Source organism: Spiroplasma endosymbiont of Nebria brevicollis (assembly GCF_964030895.1).
In the GTDB taxonomy this organism is placed as follows: domain Bacteria; phylum Bacillota_I; class Bacilli_A; order Mycoplasmatales; family VBWQ01; genus Spiroplasma_E.
In genome coordinates this window covers 49730-66919 of the sequence record NZ_OZ034986.1, presented here as the reverse complement: position 1 = coordinate 66919, position 17190 = coordinate 49730, and the positions used below count along the sequence as shown (strand labels likewise).

Below are 17190 nucleotides of genomic sequence, written 5' to 3'. Positions count from 1 at the left end.
GAACAAAAAATGCATGATGATGTTATAAAAGTTTCAAATGAAAACATAGTAAAACCAATCGGTGAAATTAATTTAGTTTATTTTTCATCACCTTCAAACAATACTCACAGATTTATTCAAAAATTAGAAGTACTAAATTCACGAATTCCTTATGACTTAGAGGAAGAAATTGAAGTTAATAAAGACTATGTTTTAATAACACCAACCTATAGCGGTGGTGGTAATATAAAAGATGGTGCTGTTCCCAAACAAGTAATTAAATTTTTAAATAGTAAACAAAATCGTAATTTTTGTCGTGGTGTCATTGCTTCTGGCAATACTAATTTTGGTGAAACATTTGCTATTGCTGGACCAATCATTTCTAAAAAGTTAAATGTTCCTTTACTTTATCAATTTGAATTACTAGGAACCCAACATAACGTTAATAGTATCAAAGATATCTTAATTAATTTTTGAGGGAAAAATAAAAATGCAAATAATAAAGAAACCACAAATACACTAGATTCTGAAACATATATTACTCTTAATGCCCAAGCAAAACTTTTTACTAAAGATCAAGATAATTTTCAACTTGATATTGCCGCTGCAAAATCATATATGGAACATCATATTATTCCTAACTCAAAAAAATTTAAAGATGTTAAAGAAAGAATTGAATATTTAGTTAAAAATCAATACTACGATGAACAAATAATTAATAAATATACGATTGAAGAAATTGAACAATTAACAAAATATGCTTATGAATTTAAACATGAATTTCCCAGTTTTATGGGTGCTTTGAAATTTTATAATGCTTATGGTTTAAAAAGTTTTGATGGGAAACAATATTTAGAACACTATGAAGAACGTGTTGTTATGAACGCATTATTTTTTGGTGATGGAAATGTTAAAAAGGCTCAAGCAATTCAAAAACAAATGATGTTAGGCAGATTTCAACCTGCCACACCAACATTTTTAAACGCTGGAAAAAAACAGCGTGGCGAATATGTCTCTTGCTATTTATTACGAGTTGAAGACAATATGGAATCAATTGGTCGTGCTGTTACAAGTTCTTTACAACTATCAAAACGTGGTGGTGGAGTTGCTTTATGTTTAACAAATTTAAGAGAATTTGGAGCACCTATTAAAAATATAGAGAATCAAGCAACAGGAATTATTCCAGTTATGAAAATTTTAGAAGATTCATTTTCCTACGCCAATCAATTAGGACAAAGACAAGGTGCAGGCGCTGTTTATCTAAATGTTCATCACCCTGATATTATGCTATTTTTAGATACCAAACGTGAAAATGCTGATGAAAAAATTAGAATTAAATCACTATCGCTAGGAATTGTAATTACTGATATTACTTTTGAATTAGCAAAAAATAATGAAAATATGGCACTTTTTAGTCCCTATGATATTCAAAAAGTTTATGGCAAACCAATGACTGATATTGCTATTACTAAAGAATATTACAATATGTTAAATAATCCGCAAATTAAAAAAACTTTTATTAGTGCCCGAAAATTATTTCAAACAATTGCTGAATTGCATTTTGAAAGTGGTTATCCTTATTTATTATTTGACGATACAGTAAATAATCGAAATGCCCACCCTGGAAGAATTGTTATGAGCAATTTATGTAGCGAAATTGTACAAGTAAGTTCTGCTAGTGAATTTAATTCTGATTTAAGCTTTAAAAAAATTGGGGATGATATTTGTTGTAATTTAGGAAGTGTTAATATTGCGAAAATGATGGAAAGTGGTGAAGAATTTTCACAAACAATATATGATGCCATTTATTCATTAGACTACGTTTCAAGAAATAGTGATTTTGCTAGTGTCCCTTCCATTCAACAAGGTAATAGTAAAAATCATGCCGTTGGATTAGGAGCTATGAATTTGCATGGTTTCTTAGCAACAAATCATATTTTTTATAATTCCAAAGCAGCAGTTGATTTTACAAATATATTTTTCTATGTAATGGCATTTCATGCTTTTAAAGCATCAAATAAACTAGCAGTAGATGTTGGTGCTTTTCATGGGTTTAAAAATTCAAAATTTGCTGATGGTTCATATTTTGATAAATATACTAAATGTGAGAAAGAAAAATGAACACCAGCAACAAAACTAATTGAAGAATTATTTACCAAATATAATATTAAAATTCCTTCACAAGCAGATTGACAATCTTTAGTGTCAGACATTAAAAAAAATGGAATTGCTAATTCACATTTGATGGCTATTGCTCCCACTGGTTCAATTAGTTACTTATCTTCTTGTTCTGCTAGTTTACAACCTGTTGTAGCACCAGTTGAAGTAAGAAAAGAAGGTAAATTAGGTAGAGTTTATGTCCCTGCTTATAAAATTAATTTTGAAAATAAAAAGTATTATATGTTAGGCGCTTATGAAGTTGGACCAGATGCCATTATTGATATCGTAGCAGCAGCACAACAACATATTGATCAAGCAATATCATTAACCTTATTTGTTGATTCTTCAGTTACAACTCGTGATTTAACTAAAGCCTATATTAAAGCTTTTAAACAAGGGTGTTCATCTATTTACTATGTTCGTGTGCGACAAGAAGTTTTACAAAACAGTGAAAATTATGAATGTGATGCTTGTGTTATATAAAAAAAGTAGAAAGTCCTAAAACATGCCTAGTTAACTTTAATTTACAATTCAAGAAATTAAGAAAATGTTTTATTTCTAATTTTAATACAGAAATACTACTTTTAAATCTAACTTAAAAGTAGTATCAAGAATTTTTTTTAAAATTAAAAAATAATTTTAAATATTAGTTAGTTCTTGTTCCTTGGATATCATATAAATAAAGTAAATCTCACACTTTTATTTCTGGAGAGTTAGGGGAACTATAATTATCAGTTTTGTATGAAAACTTAATTTTGCTAATAGTGCCTTCCCCAATGTTAGACACACTATCTGTTTTTTTATGTAAGGTTCTAATTTATTTTTAAATTTTTCATATAAGTTATTAAAAATGATTAAAAAGTGATCTTCTCATAAAATTCTATAATGACTACCTATGTCAGCATCAGGCATATAAGCTGTTTTATATTCAGTTGCTGGATCATAAGTTTCATCAAATGTTTGTGTAGAACAAGCAACTATATTTGTAGTTGCAGCTGTAGTTAAAGTTATAGCACCTACTATACCTAATTTTTTTTTCTAAAAATCTATTTGTAATTCATCCATCATTAACTCAATTTTCATTTTTAATTCTTTCAGATAAAATTAATATACCACTCTCATCAAAAGAAATATAACCTTTACCAAATAAAGAATCATGTAAAGGATTAATTAATATTCCATTATTGTTATCAGCTTTTTCAAAATTATTTGAACATTGCGAAAATGGTTTAATATGACTAGCTATTAATATTGGCAAAGAAATATTTAATAATGCACAAGTATTATTAAATTCAATAAGAAGTTGCTTTTTTAAACATTAATCTTAAATATTGATCAAATTTTTTACCCTCTCTATCATCGTCTATAAATAAAATACCTTTATCAATATCCACATTTAATTTAAAAAATAATAATTTATTATTTTTATCTTGTTTTTTTCAAAAGAATCTAAAAAATCTAATATTGTCAATAAATATTTGATTTGATTATATTTTCTCTTTTTAAAAAAAATACTATCTTTTACTTTATTTTGAAAATTATCTAAAAAAGCAGATGAATTTTCTTCAATAGACATATTTTCATCATACTCTCATTGCATTAAATAAATTAATTCATTTTCAGAAATACAATTATTATTTTGTAACATCACATTTATTAAAATTTTATATTTTTTATATTATTTTGATTAAAAGATGCTTCATAAAATGCTTCAGATAAATATATTTTTCTTAATTTTATTCTTTCTTCTTTGATAATTTTATAACTTATAGGATTTAGTATTACGCAATTGTTATTATCTTTATATGCTAAACCTAATTTAGTATACTGATTAATTCACTTTCTAATAGAAATATCATTAATTTTTAACTTTAATTCATTTCTGAAAAAAAGTTGTTGTTCTTTAAAATCTTTATTTTTTTTTCTTATAGATAGTATTTTTAAACCATCAATAAATTTTGTACCAAAAAAATTTGTATTATGTAATGTTAATTTTCAATATGAATCATAAATTTTAGTTTTTTCCATTTTTATTCCTTTTTTTAGTGCAAACTATAATTTTTTCTTTACTAGTATTTTTATTTAACTTTCCTGATAATTTATATTGATGATCAATATTTATTTCTTCAATTTTAAAATTTTGTTGTAGAACTTCAATAATATATTTATTTTCTTGTAAAGACTTATCATTTATGCTTAACAATATATATTTTGCCTTTATAATGGCTACATCTACTATTTCTTTAAAATATATTTTAAAATTTTCTCTATTTGTTAAATCTTTACATTGTTTATATTTAGTATTACCAAATAAAACATCAATAGGGCCATAAAAATCATAGTATTTATTTAATGTACCAGGATAAGGAGGATCTAAGTAAAGTATATCAAATGAATAATTTTTTATAACATCAATAAAATCTAAATTAGTACAAATAACTTGTTTATTATTTTTAAAAATAGCATTATTATAACTATCTAGATTATCTAAAATATGAGTTAAAAAAGGTATATTATGATATGCTCTTTTTCTTCCATACTTTTCATAACTAAAATTTTCATCACGTAACTAAATTATTTTATTAAACGGTATATTAAAACGAGAATATGGCATCTTTCTTATCATAGATCTCCTTAATAAACTTAAAAATATATATATATTTTATAACCATCAAAATAAGAAGACATTTTTATTAATATTTTTAATTCTTCTTCTAAAAAATAATTATTTCATTCTCTTATAAAAGAATCTATTTTATCTTTCTTTTCATTGAAAGAATTTTGAAAAATAAACATTTCATCATCTTTTACTTTATTATACAAATGAGTAATTTCATCTATAAGTAATTTTTCTTCATTATTTTCAATAATAGCTTTATAAATAACATAATTTGAATATAAAGAATCATTAACAATGACATTAAAATTATTTTTTTTGAAATGATAAGAAACTTACTCCACTTCCACCAAATAAATCCATTATTGTTAAATTTTTATCTTCATTTTGAATTTGCTTTAATATTTTATCAACAATAGCTGATTTATTACCAATGTAATTTATTTTTGGAAAATTACTCATTTAAATACTCTTTTATTTTTTTTGCAAATTTTTCTGATAATTTAAGTGGAACAGCATTACCTATTTGTTTTTCTTGTGAACTTCTATTACCATAAAAAATAAAACTATCAGGAAAAGTTTGAATTCTTGCTAACTCCCTTATGGTAAGAGCTCTATTTAATGAATAATGAAAAACTTTTCTATTATCTGTTGTAATGCAAAAACTCGGTTTGTTGCTGTCTAATCTAATATATTTTCTTATATCACCTGTTTTTGGTTTTAATTCTTCAGGGATACATTCTCGTCCTTTACCCTCTTTTACGTAACTCATCTTTAATAACATTTGTTCTGAATGATTCATAGGTACATGATTTCAAGAACTATTATATTCTTTATTTTCTAAATCAAAAATAACATCATATAGTGTTCTTTTAATTTTACTCTGTTCAATTTAAGAAAAATTTTTTAACCTAGTACCAATAAAAAACACTCTCTCTTTGTTGCGGAATACCATATTCTACAGATTTAATTATTTTATATTCTATACTATAACCAATAGTTTTAAAATTTTCTATAATATCATCTTTAAACTTTCCTGAATTAAAACTCAAAAAGTTTTTTACATTTTCCATTAAAAAAAATTTTGGTTTTACCTGTTCTATAATTCTAATATATTCTTTATATAAGTAATTTCTAGGATCATCTTTAAAATTTCTAACTAAATTGCTTGCTAAAGAAAAACCCTGACATGGTGGGCCGCCTATAACAACATCAATTGTTTTATATTCTTTTAAATATGTTAATCCATTAATTTGTTTTATGTCCAAACATTCAATATGATTAGCAATATTTTTTTTATATGTTTCAATTAATGTTGGATCATTATCAATAGCTTTGACAATTTTAAATCCTTGTTTTTTAAAACCTAAATCTAAACCTCCACATCCTGAGAATAAAGATAAAACATTGTATTTTTCCATTAAGGCATTCATCCTTTCTCTTATTTTTCTTGAGATTAAATTACTTTAGTTCTTAACTCTAAAATTTTTTATCATTTGTTTAAAAAACTTTACTATTACTTTTTTACTTATAAAAAGGGATTTAATCTTTAATGCAGATAAAACTAATATGGGATAATATGCAAAAAGTTGTTTAGAAAAGTCAAGTTTTGTTTTATTATGAAGGTAAAATATTATCCAATTTTGGTTTTTGTTTCAACATTAGCAGCAAGTACTGTATCAAGCACATCTTGACCACCACGAATTTGTTGTTGGTCTGGGTCAATACTATGTAACATAATAATAACCTGATGAGCAACATTAATTTTCATACGATTAAATAATTTAGATGCTTCTTCAATATAAGCTTGTAATGGATTTAATTGGGCATAACCACGTAAATGAATTCCCGCACGTAATTTACTTAAACTATCAATATGATCAGTTCAGTATTGATCAAAAGTTTGAAGGATAACATTATGTTCAATTTGTTTAATAATTACTGGATTCAATTTTTCCCGTTTTTCAAGGTAAAAGATATTAGATTTATCCCTTATTAAATCAATAACATCCTCATAACTCATGCGTTTTAATTCATCAATTTTTAAATCATCGGGTTTAATAATGCGTTTTTCAATTCCTTTAACTAACTGTTCGTAATCAACAAACTGTTCTTTACCAACTTTTTTATTGAAAATATTTAACAAATCTCTGGCTACTGTTCTATGCATACTTTTAATTAAATCTAAAAGCACCTCAGAAAGTAAAATATTATCACGTTGATGATATGTTGCTTCACGGTGTTGCGCAATAACATTATCATAATCTAACAAGTTTTTACGAGCATCAAAGTTTAAACCTTCAATTTTTTGTTGTGCTCTAGTGATAGAACGTGTTAACATTTTTGATTTAATAAAATCCTCACCTAAACTGGCAAAAACTTTTTTTAATTTCTCACCACCAAAACGTAACATTAAATCATCTTCAATTGAAACATAGAAACGTGAGAACCCAGGATCACCTTGTCTTCCTGCCCGTCCTCGTAATTGACTATCAATTCTTCTTGCTTCATTTCGTTCTGTTCCTAAAACTGCAAGTCCACCAACTTCAATTACTCCTGCGCCAAGTTTAATATCTGTTCCACGTCCTGCCATATTAGTAGCTAGGGTGATAGAACCTTTTTCACCAGCACGACCAATAATCTCAGCTTCACGCGCATGATTTTTGGCATTTAAGATTTCATGTTTAATTCCTTGTGCTTCTAGCATGTTAGCAATTCGTTCTGAAACATCAACGTTAGCAGTACCAATCAGAATCGGTTGTCCTTTTTCATGACGTTCTTTAACTTCAGCAATTAATGCTTTAAATTTAGCATTTAATGAAGCAAAAACATGGTCAGGTTTATCTTCACGAATAATAGGTTTATTAGTTGGTATTCTAATTACACGCATGTTATAGATTTTTACAAATTCTTCTTCTTCAGTTTTAGCAGTCCCTGTCATTCCGCTTAATTTATTATATAAACGAAAAAAGTTTTGATATGTAATAGTAGCAACAGTAGTTGTTTCTTGTTGAATAGTAACCTGTTCTTTTGCTTGTAACGCCTGATGTAAACCATCACTGTAGACACGTCCTGGCATTAAACGACCAGTAAATTGGTCAACTAAAACAATCTCACCATCTTTAACAACATACTCGACATCCAATTTAAAAACATGATTAGCACGTAATGCATTTTGAATATGATGAAATAATTCAGAACTATCAATATCAAATAAGTTTTTTAAGTTAAAAGATTTTTGTGCTTTATTAACACCACTAGTTGTTAAGGCGATTTGACGTGATTCTCAATCAATTTTATAGTCATCAGGAATTAATGTTTTAGCAAAGACATCTGTTGCTTGATATAAAGGCGTTCTATTTTTTGCACCTCCAGAAATAATCAATGGGGTTCTTGATTCATCGATTAATACCGAGTCAGCCTCATCAATAATTGCAAAATTAAGTTGACGCTGTACTTTATCATTAAAATTTCTAGCCATATTATCACGTAAATAATCAAATCCTAACTCAGAGTTAGTTGTATAAGTTACATCTTGTAAATATGCATCACGTTTTTGTTGAGGATTATTATCACGTAAACTAACACCAATAGTAATACCTAAAAATTCTAAAATTGGTCGGTTTAGTTCCGCATCTCTGGCAGCTAGATATTCATTAACGGTAATAACATGAACACCTTTACCACTTAAGGCATTTAAGTAAATAGGCATAACTGCAGTTAAAGTTTTACCTTCACCAGTTCTCATTTCTGCAACATCACCATTGTGTAAAACAATTCCACCAATTAACTGAACCGGATAGGGATGCATACCAGTAACTCTTCGCGCAACTTCTCTAATTGAAGCAAAAGCTTCTACTAAAATATCCTCTAGTGTTTCCCCTTCTGCTAGTCGTTTTTTAAAAACAACAGTTTTATTAGACAATTCTTCATCACTAAGTTTACGCATAGTTTCATCAAGAACAACAATAGCTTTTACTTGTTTATTAATTTTTCGTAAAATTTTACGGTCTCACATAGATTAAATCACCATTTATTTTCTGTATTACTTTCTAATAATATTTATTACTTTTTTGTAATAAAACCTTTATCATTTTAACATAAAAGTTAGGAAATTTTTAGTGCTGAAACAAATTATTTTGTTTTCATTTAATTACTATACTACAATTATTAATTAGTGTTCATTAATAACACTAATTATTTTTTTACTAACATTATTTTCTTTAATAAACTGGTTGATTTTTGTTGGATTAATAAGTGCTGCATTTCGTAATGCTCATCCAATACTGCGAATTAAATAAAAATTATTTGTTACTAACAAGGGCTTAATTAATGTAAGAAGTAAATCAATATCAGTTTTTATTTTAAACATTAATTGTGATTGAATAGCAATTCTTTTAATTCAATCATTTTCATCATTAATTAATTTAAATAAATATTCATTTCTAACTTTAACATCATCATTACTAAAAATTAGAACTCCAAAAATATCATCAAAGTAATCAGTAGTATCTCATCAAATATTATACTTAATAATTGGTAACAATCAATTTAAATCATTAAAAGTTAAATTTTTCTTTCATCAAAATTTTAAAAATTCTATTGCTGTATATTGAAATTCACGATTTGGTTGTTTATACATTTTTTCAAATAAAATTTTCTTTTCTTGCAACGTTAAAATTTTATTACAATTAGTAATAACTGGTTTTACTATTGGTTTCCGTTTACTAGTTAAAATACCATAGAAAGAAAAATTATTTACTAAAAACTTTTCTTGTTTAATTTTAATAGTACTATTGGCATTACTAGTAAAAATAGTTGTTAATTCATTCATAATATTGGTAAATTTATCCATTTTATATTTCCTTTCAAGTAATTTCTACTTTCATAAAAACTGTTCCTTTTGTGGTCCTTACGTTATAGATAATAACATTATTTAAAATTGATACTTAAAAAATTGAAAAAAAATCTTTAAGTGTTATTTTTGGACTTAAAGATTTTAAAAATTTTACACTTAGGATTACAATTTGATAATTAATTTAACTATATGTTTATATCTCAATTTGTGAGAGGGTCACCTCTATGTTGCAATTTCTTGCGTAATAGCTGCTATAATTTCAGAAATATTTGTATGTTGTAAATTAGTTTCTTCACCAGTGTGAATAGTATTATCAAGTTTATTGTTAATGTTAATGATTTTCTATTATCTTCATTGGTTAGACTTGAAATTCTAATATGGTTAATATTTCTATAAGTATTGGTTATCGTAGAACTTACAATTGAGATAGGTATAACTGTCAATAATAGAACTTTATTTAATTTCATATTTTAATTTTACCCCCTTATTATTCATAAAAAAATGGACTTTTACACCTTGTGGACAATATATTTAATCCGTTTATTAGGAGTAGATACATTAAATCTGTAAAGTATAAAAGTCCGAAGATTATTAATAATAATTAATAGTTTATTTTGGTGATCAAGTTTTTAGTAAATCATTTTTGATGTTACCTACTTGTGGTCCATAGATTACTTGTATAGCTATACCCTTTTTAAAGATACCTGCTGCTCCTGTTGATTTTAAGATTTTATCATCAACTTTAGTTTCATCAATAACCGTAACTCGTAGTCTTGTTGCACAATTATCTAAAATTTTAATATTATCGCGACCACCTAGACCTAAAAAGATACTTTCTAACATATCGCTATTTTTATCTTTTGAAGTTGCAACTGGTGCTTTTGTCATTTCTTCTTGTAACTGTGTGTGCATATCCTGAGCACCATCAGGATAAATAATTTCTATTTTATTACCAACTATTTTTACTGACTTAGTACCACTTAGTCTTAGCAATGCTTTTGAAGATATATTAGCATCTTCTAAAGTAGCTGTTAGCACTTTATCATTAGCATCAATATCAACAATATTTAATGCACCACCAAGGCCAAGTAACAAGTTCCCTGCTTTTGTTCTTCCTTTTTTAGAAGATTTATCCAATGAAGCCTCAACACTTTGCATAGCAATGTTTGTAGCAAGTTCACCTTCTTCACGTCCTAAAGTTTTGTAGTTTCGTCACTTAATAATGTAATAGAAACCAAAGTAATAAGCTGGCGCCATTATTAATCCTATAACAAAGATTCAGTAGAATCCTGTTGCTTTACCAAGCGCAGCTGGTAAAATTCCGAAGAATGAGAAGTCAATAAATCCAGCAGCAAAACCTTGACCGACAACAATATTTAGTAAATATGCCATCATGAAACTAATTCCCGCCATAAAGGCATGAAATGCGAAACATAACGGTGCCACAAATAAGAATGAAAATAGCATTGGTTCAGTAATACCTGTTAAGAATGAAGTTAACGCCGCAGAACCTAAGATTCCACCAACCAGTTTTTTATTTTCTGGTCTTGCTAATTTCCACATTGCTAAGGCAGCAAATGGATAACCATACTGCATGAAAGCAAAGCGACCACTCATAAACATTGTCCCTGGTGTTTGGTTCATATGACCAGTACCACCTGCAGCAAATTGAGCAAAGAAAATATTGTAAGCACCAACAGCGGTCTTAGAAGCACCCTTATCAATATAATGTCAAGTACCACCAACTGATGTATATCAAAATGGTGTGTATTGTACGTGATGTAATCCTGTCGGGATTAGTAAACGCTCAGTAATACCAAAGAACATAGCAATAAAGGCACCACCAGCTGTTGGATGAAAGTTTTGACCCCCCGTTAACGTATTATCGGTTAAAGTCCCTGTATTCATACCTGTTGCTAATCCATGGCCCATGGCTCTAAATGCAACTAATAATGCTGGTCAAATAAAGAAGAACGCTAATCCCATCCCTAATCCAAGAAAAACAGCAAGAATTGGTACAAATCTTTCGCCACCAAAGAAAGCTAATACTCTTGGCATACGGATGTTATAAGAACGATTGTGAACAACAGAAATTAATCACCCAACAAGAATACCACCTAAAACTGAAGTATCAATTGTTGGAAATAATCCTAAAACATTACCAAATACTCCTGATTTATCATCTTTGATACTTACACCACCACCTAAATTTCATGGATCAAATCCTAAAACTCCTGTCTCAGAATCATAAAAGAATAAACCATTAATAACTGATGTCATAACAGCAAACGTAATAAATCCAGATAACGCTGCTACACCTTTACTTGCTCTAGCAAAACCAAAAGCAATGGAAATAGCAAAGATTAAACCTAAGTTAGCAAAAACAACATTACCTGCTGCTTGCATAACACCAAAAATTCTAATCAATGCTGTTAGATGATCAGCATTATGTAATTTCCCTAAAGCAGTAGCAACTCCACCACCAATTCCTAGTAATAGACCAGCAATCGGTAAAGTAGCAATGGGCAAGACAATAGCTCTTGCTAAATTTTGCATACGACCAAACATATAACCACCTAGTTTATTAAAAGAACCTTTAAAACTAAAACTAGGATTGCTATCTCCAGACGAGTTTCTCTTATGAAAAAATTTTTTCATTTTTTCACCCCCTTTCTAACCTAATTATAAAAAAATTATACACTTACTTTTTTAATTAGCAATAATAATAAAGAAATGTTATATATTTTTTCAAAAAACAGAAAAAATTCAATTCGAAATTTATACTAATATTTAACTAAACCAAATATCTAAACCAATAAAATTAATAATTAAAGTACCTATACAATATGTAAAAACCAATGTTGTTAACATATATAATACTCATGCTTCTTTAACTCGGCTATGATTTAAAAACTTATTAAAGGGAACTGATCTAATAGCAAAAGCGCTAGCAATAAAACTAAAAAGATAAATTGATATTTCAATAACTCATTTAACTAAAGTGGGATCCTTAATCATAATTAAGCACCACTAACGCGTTTAATACGTTCATCTGATACTTGCGTTTCTTTTGCTTTTAAAATTGATGTATACTCAACTTTATCACTAATAATACGAACAGAGTGTAAATCTGTAACTAAAAGACCACCTGAAATTGTTAAATTACGTACTTTTTGTTTAACTTTAAATGACATCTTAGAGATTTGAATATTTGCAATTAACGGTATATGTCATTCAAAAATACCGATATAACCTTCCGTAGTTTTAACGTTAACTCACTCAACTTCACCATCAAAAAGAATACCGTTGGGAGTAATAATTTTAAAATTTAATGCCATATTATTCACCAACCATTATTTTAAATTTTTAGCTTTCTCAAGTACTTGGTCAATTGTTCCTACATATAAGAATGCTTGTTCTGGAATATCATCACATTTACCATCTAAAATTTCTTTAAAACTAGTAATTGTTTGTTCAATAGAAATATAAATTCCTTTTAGTCCAGAAAACTTTTCGGCGACATGGAATGGTTGTGAGAAAAAGTTACGTATTCTTCGAGCACGTGCCACTACTTTTTTGTCTTCTTCACTTAGTTCATCCATACCTAAAATAGCAATAATTGGTTCAAGTTCAGAAAAACGTTGAATCATTTCTACTACTCTTCGTGCTGTATCATAATGGTCTTGACCAACAATAGCAGGGTCTAACATTCTTGAAGATGATTGTAATGGATGAACAGCAGGATAAAGTCCTAAAGCAGCAATATTACGGTCTAACACAATCTTAGCATCTAAGTGAGTAAAGGTTGTAGCAGGAGCTGGGTCAGTTAAGTCATCAGCAGGCACATAAACGGCCTGTACTGAGGTAATTGAGCCACGTTTAGTTGAAACAATCCGCTCTTGTAAAGTTCCCATTTCTGTTGATAAGGTTGGTTGGTATCCAACAGCAGAAGGCATTCTTCCTAATAAGGCTGAAACTTCACTACCAGCTTGCGTGAAACGGAAAATATTATCAATAAATAATAAAACATCTTGTTGTTTTTCATCACGGAAATATTCAGCAACTGTTAAACCTGTTAAAGCAACTCGCATACGAGCACCTGGTGGTTCGGACATTTGACCAAAAACTAAAGCTGTTTTATCAATAACACCTGATTCTTGCATTTCATAGTACAAGTCATTTCCTTCACGTGTTCGTTCTCCAACTCCAGCAAAGACAGAAATTCCACCATGTTCTTTAGCGACATTATTAATTAGTTCTTGGATTAATACTGTTTTACCAACTCCAGCGCCACCAAATAAACCAATTTTACCACCCTTGGCATATGGTGCTAACAAATCAATAACTTTAATTCCAGTTACTAAAATTTCAGCTTTTGATTGAATTTCATCAAAACTAGGGGCATTGCGGTGAATAGGATAACGTAATTTAGATTTGATTTCTGGCTTTTCATCAATTACATCACCTAAAACATTTAAAAGACGTCCTAAAACTTCTTCACCAACAGGAACAGAGATGGGACCATCTAGGTCAATAGCATCTAAACCACGACGTAATCCTTCAGTAGGACCCATAGAAATACAACGTACGGTATCATCACCAATATGTTGGGAAACTTCAACAATTAATTGTTGACCTTGATTGTCAATACTAACAGCATTATTTAAATTAGGCAAACTGTTGTCATCAAAACGGATATCAATAACAGGCCCAGAAATTTTAATTATTTTTCCAATATTCTTTTTGACTGTAGTTTTGACACTATCTTTTGATTCAGTTTTAGATTTAACTTCAACAACTGTTTTCTTTTCAACTTTTTGGTTACTAGTGTCTTTTGACTTTGTTTTTAAATCTAATTTTGATTTTTCTAGTTTTGGTTTTACTTCAGATTTTAACTTTTCTATATTAAGTTTATCATCAACTGTTTTAACTAAAGCTTCAGGTTTACTTGTGTCAATGATTTCAACAGTCATTTTTTTATGATCAAAAATTGTTTGAAAATTTTCTTCCTTAACAAAGGTTTTATTATTCTCTGGTAAAGTAGGATTTTCATATTTTTCTTTAGTTTGTTTTTTTGGTTTTATACTTGCCATTTTGCTCTTCTCCTTTAATTACTATTATGATTCTTGGGCACTGGCGCCACCAATAATTTCCGATATTTCTTGGGTAATAGCTCCTTGACGGGCACGATTATATGTTACTAGTAAATTATTTTTAATATCATTAGCATTATTAGAAGCATTTTCCATGGCTAATCTTCGTGATGCTTGTTCTGATATTTGTGATTCTACTAAAGCACCATAAATAATTGAACCAACATATAGGGGAATAGCACTAGCAATCACTGTCTCAGGGTCTGGTTCAAAATCAGTTTGAATTAGTGTTTTTTGATTAGTTTTAATAGGGACAATTGGCAATAAATCAATAATAGTAGGAATTGTGGTAACGGTATTTACATATTTAGTATACGCAACTTTAATTCCATCAGTTTCTTTGTTATTAAATTTAGAAAGCAATAGTAATGATATTTCTTGGGAATCATTATATGAAGATTCAGTATTAAAATCAATATAACTTTGAATAATATTACAATGATGATTTGTGAAATACGAAACTCCCTTACTACCAATAATAACTATTTCATCTTGGGGTTGATACTGTTCCATTACTACTTTATTTAGATTATTATTAAAACCACCACATAGTCCTAAATTAGAATTAAAGATTAATCAAATGGTTTTATTAATTACTTGGTCTTTTGATTTTAAATAAATGGAATTATTTAGTTTAGGAATTAGTTGATTAAAAGTGTTATAAACTTCAGAATAGTAAGGTTTAATAACTTCAATTCTTTTACCAACTTTTTTTAACTTAGCAGTTGAAACTAATTGCATGGCTTTAGTTATTTTATAGCTAATATTAACTGATTTAATTCGTCAACGAATTTGTTCCATACTTTGTGCCATAAATTACGCCTTACCTTTCTGAAGAATTATCTGAAATTCTTAGTTAATTCTTCTCATTGTTCTGGATTACCATATAATTTAGGATTATAGTTGTTAAGTTTTTTAACTAAATTATAAACAACATTTATGATTCCTTCACTAATAGCTATTTGTAAATCAGGAGAAAATGCTTGCTCTTGTTGTAATTTTAAATAACTTTTACGTTGTTGTTTTTGGAAATAAATAATAACTTCTTTTTTAAACGTATCCATCATTTCTACTGGCAATCATCTAATAGCTTTATTTTTAACTGCTAATAAAATAATTGCTTGATCAATTTGACTTAACGGTTCATTTTGTTTTTGTTTTAAAATTTCAATTGAACGTTTTCCATGTTCAATAATATCTCTTGTGTTTTCATCTAAATCAGAACCAAATCGAGAAAAATCTTGTAATTCACGAAATTGGGCTAGTTCTAATTTTAACGTTCCGCCAACTTGTTTAATGGCTTTAATTTGGGCTGACGAACCTACCCTTGATACTGATAGACCAACATCAACAGCAGGACGAATTCCAGCATTAAATAATTCTGACATTAAAAAGATTTGACCATCAGTAATTGAGATAACGTTAGTAGGGATATAGGCAGAAATATCACCTGCTTGTGTTTCAATAATCGGTAAAGCAGTAATACTCCCACCACCATGTTTTTCATTTAAACGAGCTGCACGTTCTAATAAACGTGAATGCAAGTAAAAAACATCTCCAGGATATGCTTCACGTCCTGGTGGTCTTCTTAGTAGTAATGAAATAGCACGATAAGCAACGGCATGTTTGCTTAAATCATCATAAACAATTAGTACATCTTGACCTTGTTCCATTCATTCTTCGGCAATAGTAATTCCAGTATACGGAGCTATGTATTGGAGCGGTGCTACTTCACTAGCAGTGGCACAAACAATAGTTGTATATTCCATAGCGCCTAACTGTGTTAGTTTATCAACAATTTGAGCAACTGTTGAGGCTTTTTGTCCAATGGCAACGTAAACACATTTAACATCCTTGCCTTTTTGATTAATAATTGTATCAATAGCAATTGTTGTTTTACCAGTTTGACGGTCACCAATAATTAATTCTCTTTGCCCTTTACCAATAGGAATCATAGCATCGATCGATAATAATCCAGTAGCTAATGGTTGTGAGACTGATTTTCTTGTCATAACTCCTGGGGCAATTTTTTCCACAGGACGAGTTTTTGTTGTTTTAATAGGACCTTTACCATCAATTTTTTGACCTAAGGCATTAACAACACGACCTAGTAAAGCATTACCGACTGGCGTTTCTACAACATTACCAGTTCTTTTAACACTATCACCTTCACAAATTTCTGTATCATTACCCATTAACACCACACCAACAGCAGTTTCTTCTAAACTAAGAACCATACCATAGACATTACTTTTAGGGAACAGCACTAATTCACCATTAATAGCCTTATCTAAACCATGAACTAAGGCAATTCCGTCACCCACAGTAACAACTGTACCTTCTTCATTGGCACTAATTTTTTTACCATAATTTTTAATTTGGGTTTTAATAATTTCTGAAATTTGATTAACATTTAAGGACAC

18 protein-coding genes and 1 pseudogene are annotated in these 17190 nt (G+C 28.5%); 1 reads left to right on the top strand and 18 read right to left on the bottom strand.

Annotated elements, in window-relative coordinates:
* Nucleotides 1-9: 9 nt before the first annotated feature.
* Nucleotides 10-2622: a class 1b ribonucleoside-diphosphate reductase subunit alpha gene (nrdE, locus tag AAHM98_RS00375; protein WP_342276549.1), complete on the top strand. Its 2613-nt coding sequence runs from the start codon at nt 10-12 to the stop codon at nt 2620-2622.
* Between the two features lie 163 nt (nt 2623-2785).
* On the opposite strand, the gene AAHM98_RS00370 is transcribed toward nrdE, so the two are convergent.
* The 18 genes and pseudogenes from AAHM98_RS00370 to atpA all read right to left on the bottom strand — a co-directional run bounded on the left by AAHM98_RS00370 (nt 2786) and on the right by atpA (nt 17190).
* A complete protein-coding gene (locus AAHM98_RS00370; protein WP_342276548.1) occupies nt 2786-2926 on the bottom strand; it encodes a hypothetical protein in 141 nt (46 codons plus the stop codon).
* 135 nt (nt 2927-3061) lie between these two features.
* On the bottom strand, nt 3062-3409 hold the full coding sequence (locus tag AAHM98_RS08975) for an HNH endonuclease (RefSeq protein WP_425289594.1): 348 nt from the start codon (nt 3407-3409) through the stop codon (nt 3062-3064).
* A 126-nt stretch (nt 3410-3535) separates the two neighbouring features.
* A complete protein-coding gene (locus tag AAHM98_RS00365; protein WP_342276547.1) occupies nt 3536-3787 on the bottom strand; it encodes a hypothetical protein in 252 nt (83 codons plus the stop codon).
* Between the two features lie 8 nt (nt 3788-3795).
* Nucleotides 3796-4167, bottom strand: coding sequence for a hypothetical protein (locus tag AAHM98_RS00360; protein ID WP_342276546.1), 372 nt, complete (start codon nt 4165-4167; stop codon nt 3796-3798).
* A complete protein-coding gene (locus AAHM98_RS00355; RefSeq protein ID WP_342276545.1) occupies nt 4154-4342 on the bottom strand; it encodes a hypothetical protein in 189 nt (62 codons plus the stop codon). Before AAHM98_RS00355 ends, AAHM98_RS00360 begins: the two co-directional genes overlap by 14 nt.
* Nucleotides 4343-4708: pseudogene (locus tag AAHM98_RS08970) on the bottom strand (DNA adenine methylase); the annotation flags it as partial. It lies immediately after the preceding gene.
* A gap of 74 nt (nt 4709-4782) precedes the next feature.
* Nucleotides 4783-5040: a hypothetical protein gene (locus AAHM98_RS00350; RefSeq protein ID WP_342277239.1), complete on the bottom strand. Its 258-nt coding sequence runs from the start codon at nt 5038-5040 to the stop codon at nt 4783-4785.
* Between the two features lie 25 nt (nt 5041-5065).
* Nucleotides 5066-5218 carry a DNA adenine methylase gene (locus AAHM98_RS00345; protein ID WP_342276544.1) on the bottom strand — a complete coding sequence of 51 codons (153 nt, stop codon included), beginning with the start codon at nt 5216-5218 and terminating at the stop codon, nt 5066-5068.
* The gene (locus AAHM98_RS00340) at nt 5211-5558 is read right to left on the bottom strand and encodes a DNA cytosine methyltransferase (protein ID WP_342276543.1); all 348 of its coding nucleotides are present in this window, start codon (nt 5556-5558) and stop codon (nt 5211-5213) included. Before AAHM98_RS00340 ends, AAHM98_RS00345 begins: the two co-directional genes overlap by 8 nt.
* Before the next feature lie 109 nt (nt 5559-5667).
* Nucleotides 5668-6177, bottom strand: coding sequence for a DNA cytosine methyltransferase (locus AAHM98_RS00335; RefSeq protein ID WP_342276542.1), 510 nt, complete (start codon nt 6175-6177; stop codon nt 5668-5670).
* A 212-nt stretch (nt 6178-6389) separates the two neighbouring features.
* Nucleotides 6390-8774: a preprotein translocase subunit SecA gene (gene secA / locus AAHM98_RS00330; protein WP_342276541.1), complete on the bottom strand. Its 2385-nt coding sequence runs from the start codon at nt 8772-8774 to the stop codon at nt 6390-6392.
* 156 nt (nt 8775-8930) lie between these two features.
* Nucleotides 8931-9611, bottom strand: a complete 681-nt coding sequence (locus tag AAHM98_RS00325; RefSeq protein WP_342276540.1) for a DNA alkylation repair protein — start codon at nt 9609-9611, stop codon at nt 8931-8933.
* A gap of 612 nt (nt 9612-10223) precedes the next feature.
* Entirely contained in the window at nt 10224-12272 is a 2049-nt protein-coding gene (locus tag AAHM98_RS00320) for a PTS transporter subunit EIIC (protein ID WP_342276539.1), read from the bottom strand.
* Between the two features lie 132 nt (nt 12273-12404).
* Nucleotides 12405-12632 (bottom strand): hypothetical protein, encoded by a 228-nt coding sequence (locus tag AAHM98_RS00315; protein ID WP_342276538.1) that lies wholly within the window; start codon nt 12630-12632, stop codon nt 12405-12407.
* 2 nt (nt 12633-12634) lie between these two features.
* Nucleotides 12635-12952, bottom strand: a complete 318-nt coding sequence (locus AAHM98_RS00310) for a F0F1 ATP synthase subunit epsilon (protein WP_342276537.1) — start codon at nt 12950-12952, stop codon at nt 12635-12637.
* A 15-nt stretch (nt 12953-12967) separates the two neighbouring features.
* Entirely contained in the window at nt 12968-14707 is a 1740-nt protein-coding gene (gene atpD / locus AAHM98_RS00305) for a F0F1 ATP synthase subunit beta (RefSeq protein ID WP_342276536.1), read from the bottom strand.
* Between the two features lie 24 nt (nt 14708-14731).
* On the bottom strand, nt 14732-15580 hold the full coding sequence (atpG, locus tag AAHM98_RS00300) for an ATP synthase F1 subunit gamma (RefSeq protein WP_342276535.1): 849 nt from the start codon (nt 15578-15580) through the stop codon (nt 14732-14734).
* A gap of 26 nt (nt 15581-15606) precedes the next feature.
* Nucleotides 15607-17190 (bottom strand): F0F1 ATP synthase subunit alpha, encoded by a 1584-nt coding sequence (gene atpA / locus AAHM98_RS00295; protein WP_342276534.1) that lies wholly within the window; start codon nt 17188-17190, stop codon nt 15607-15609.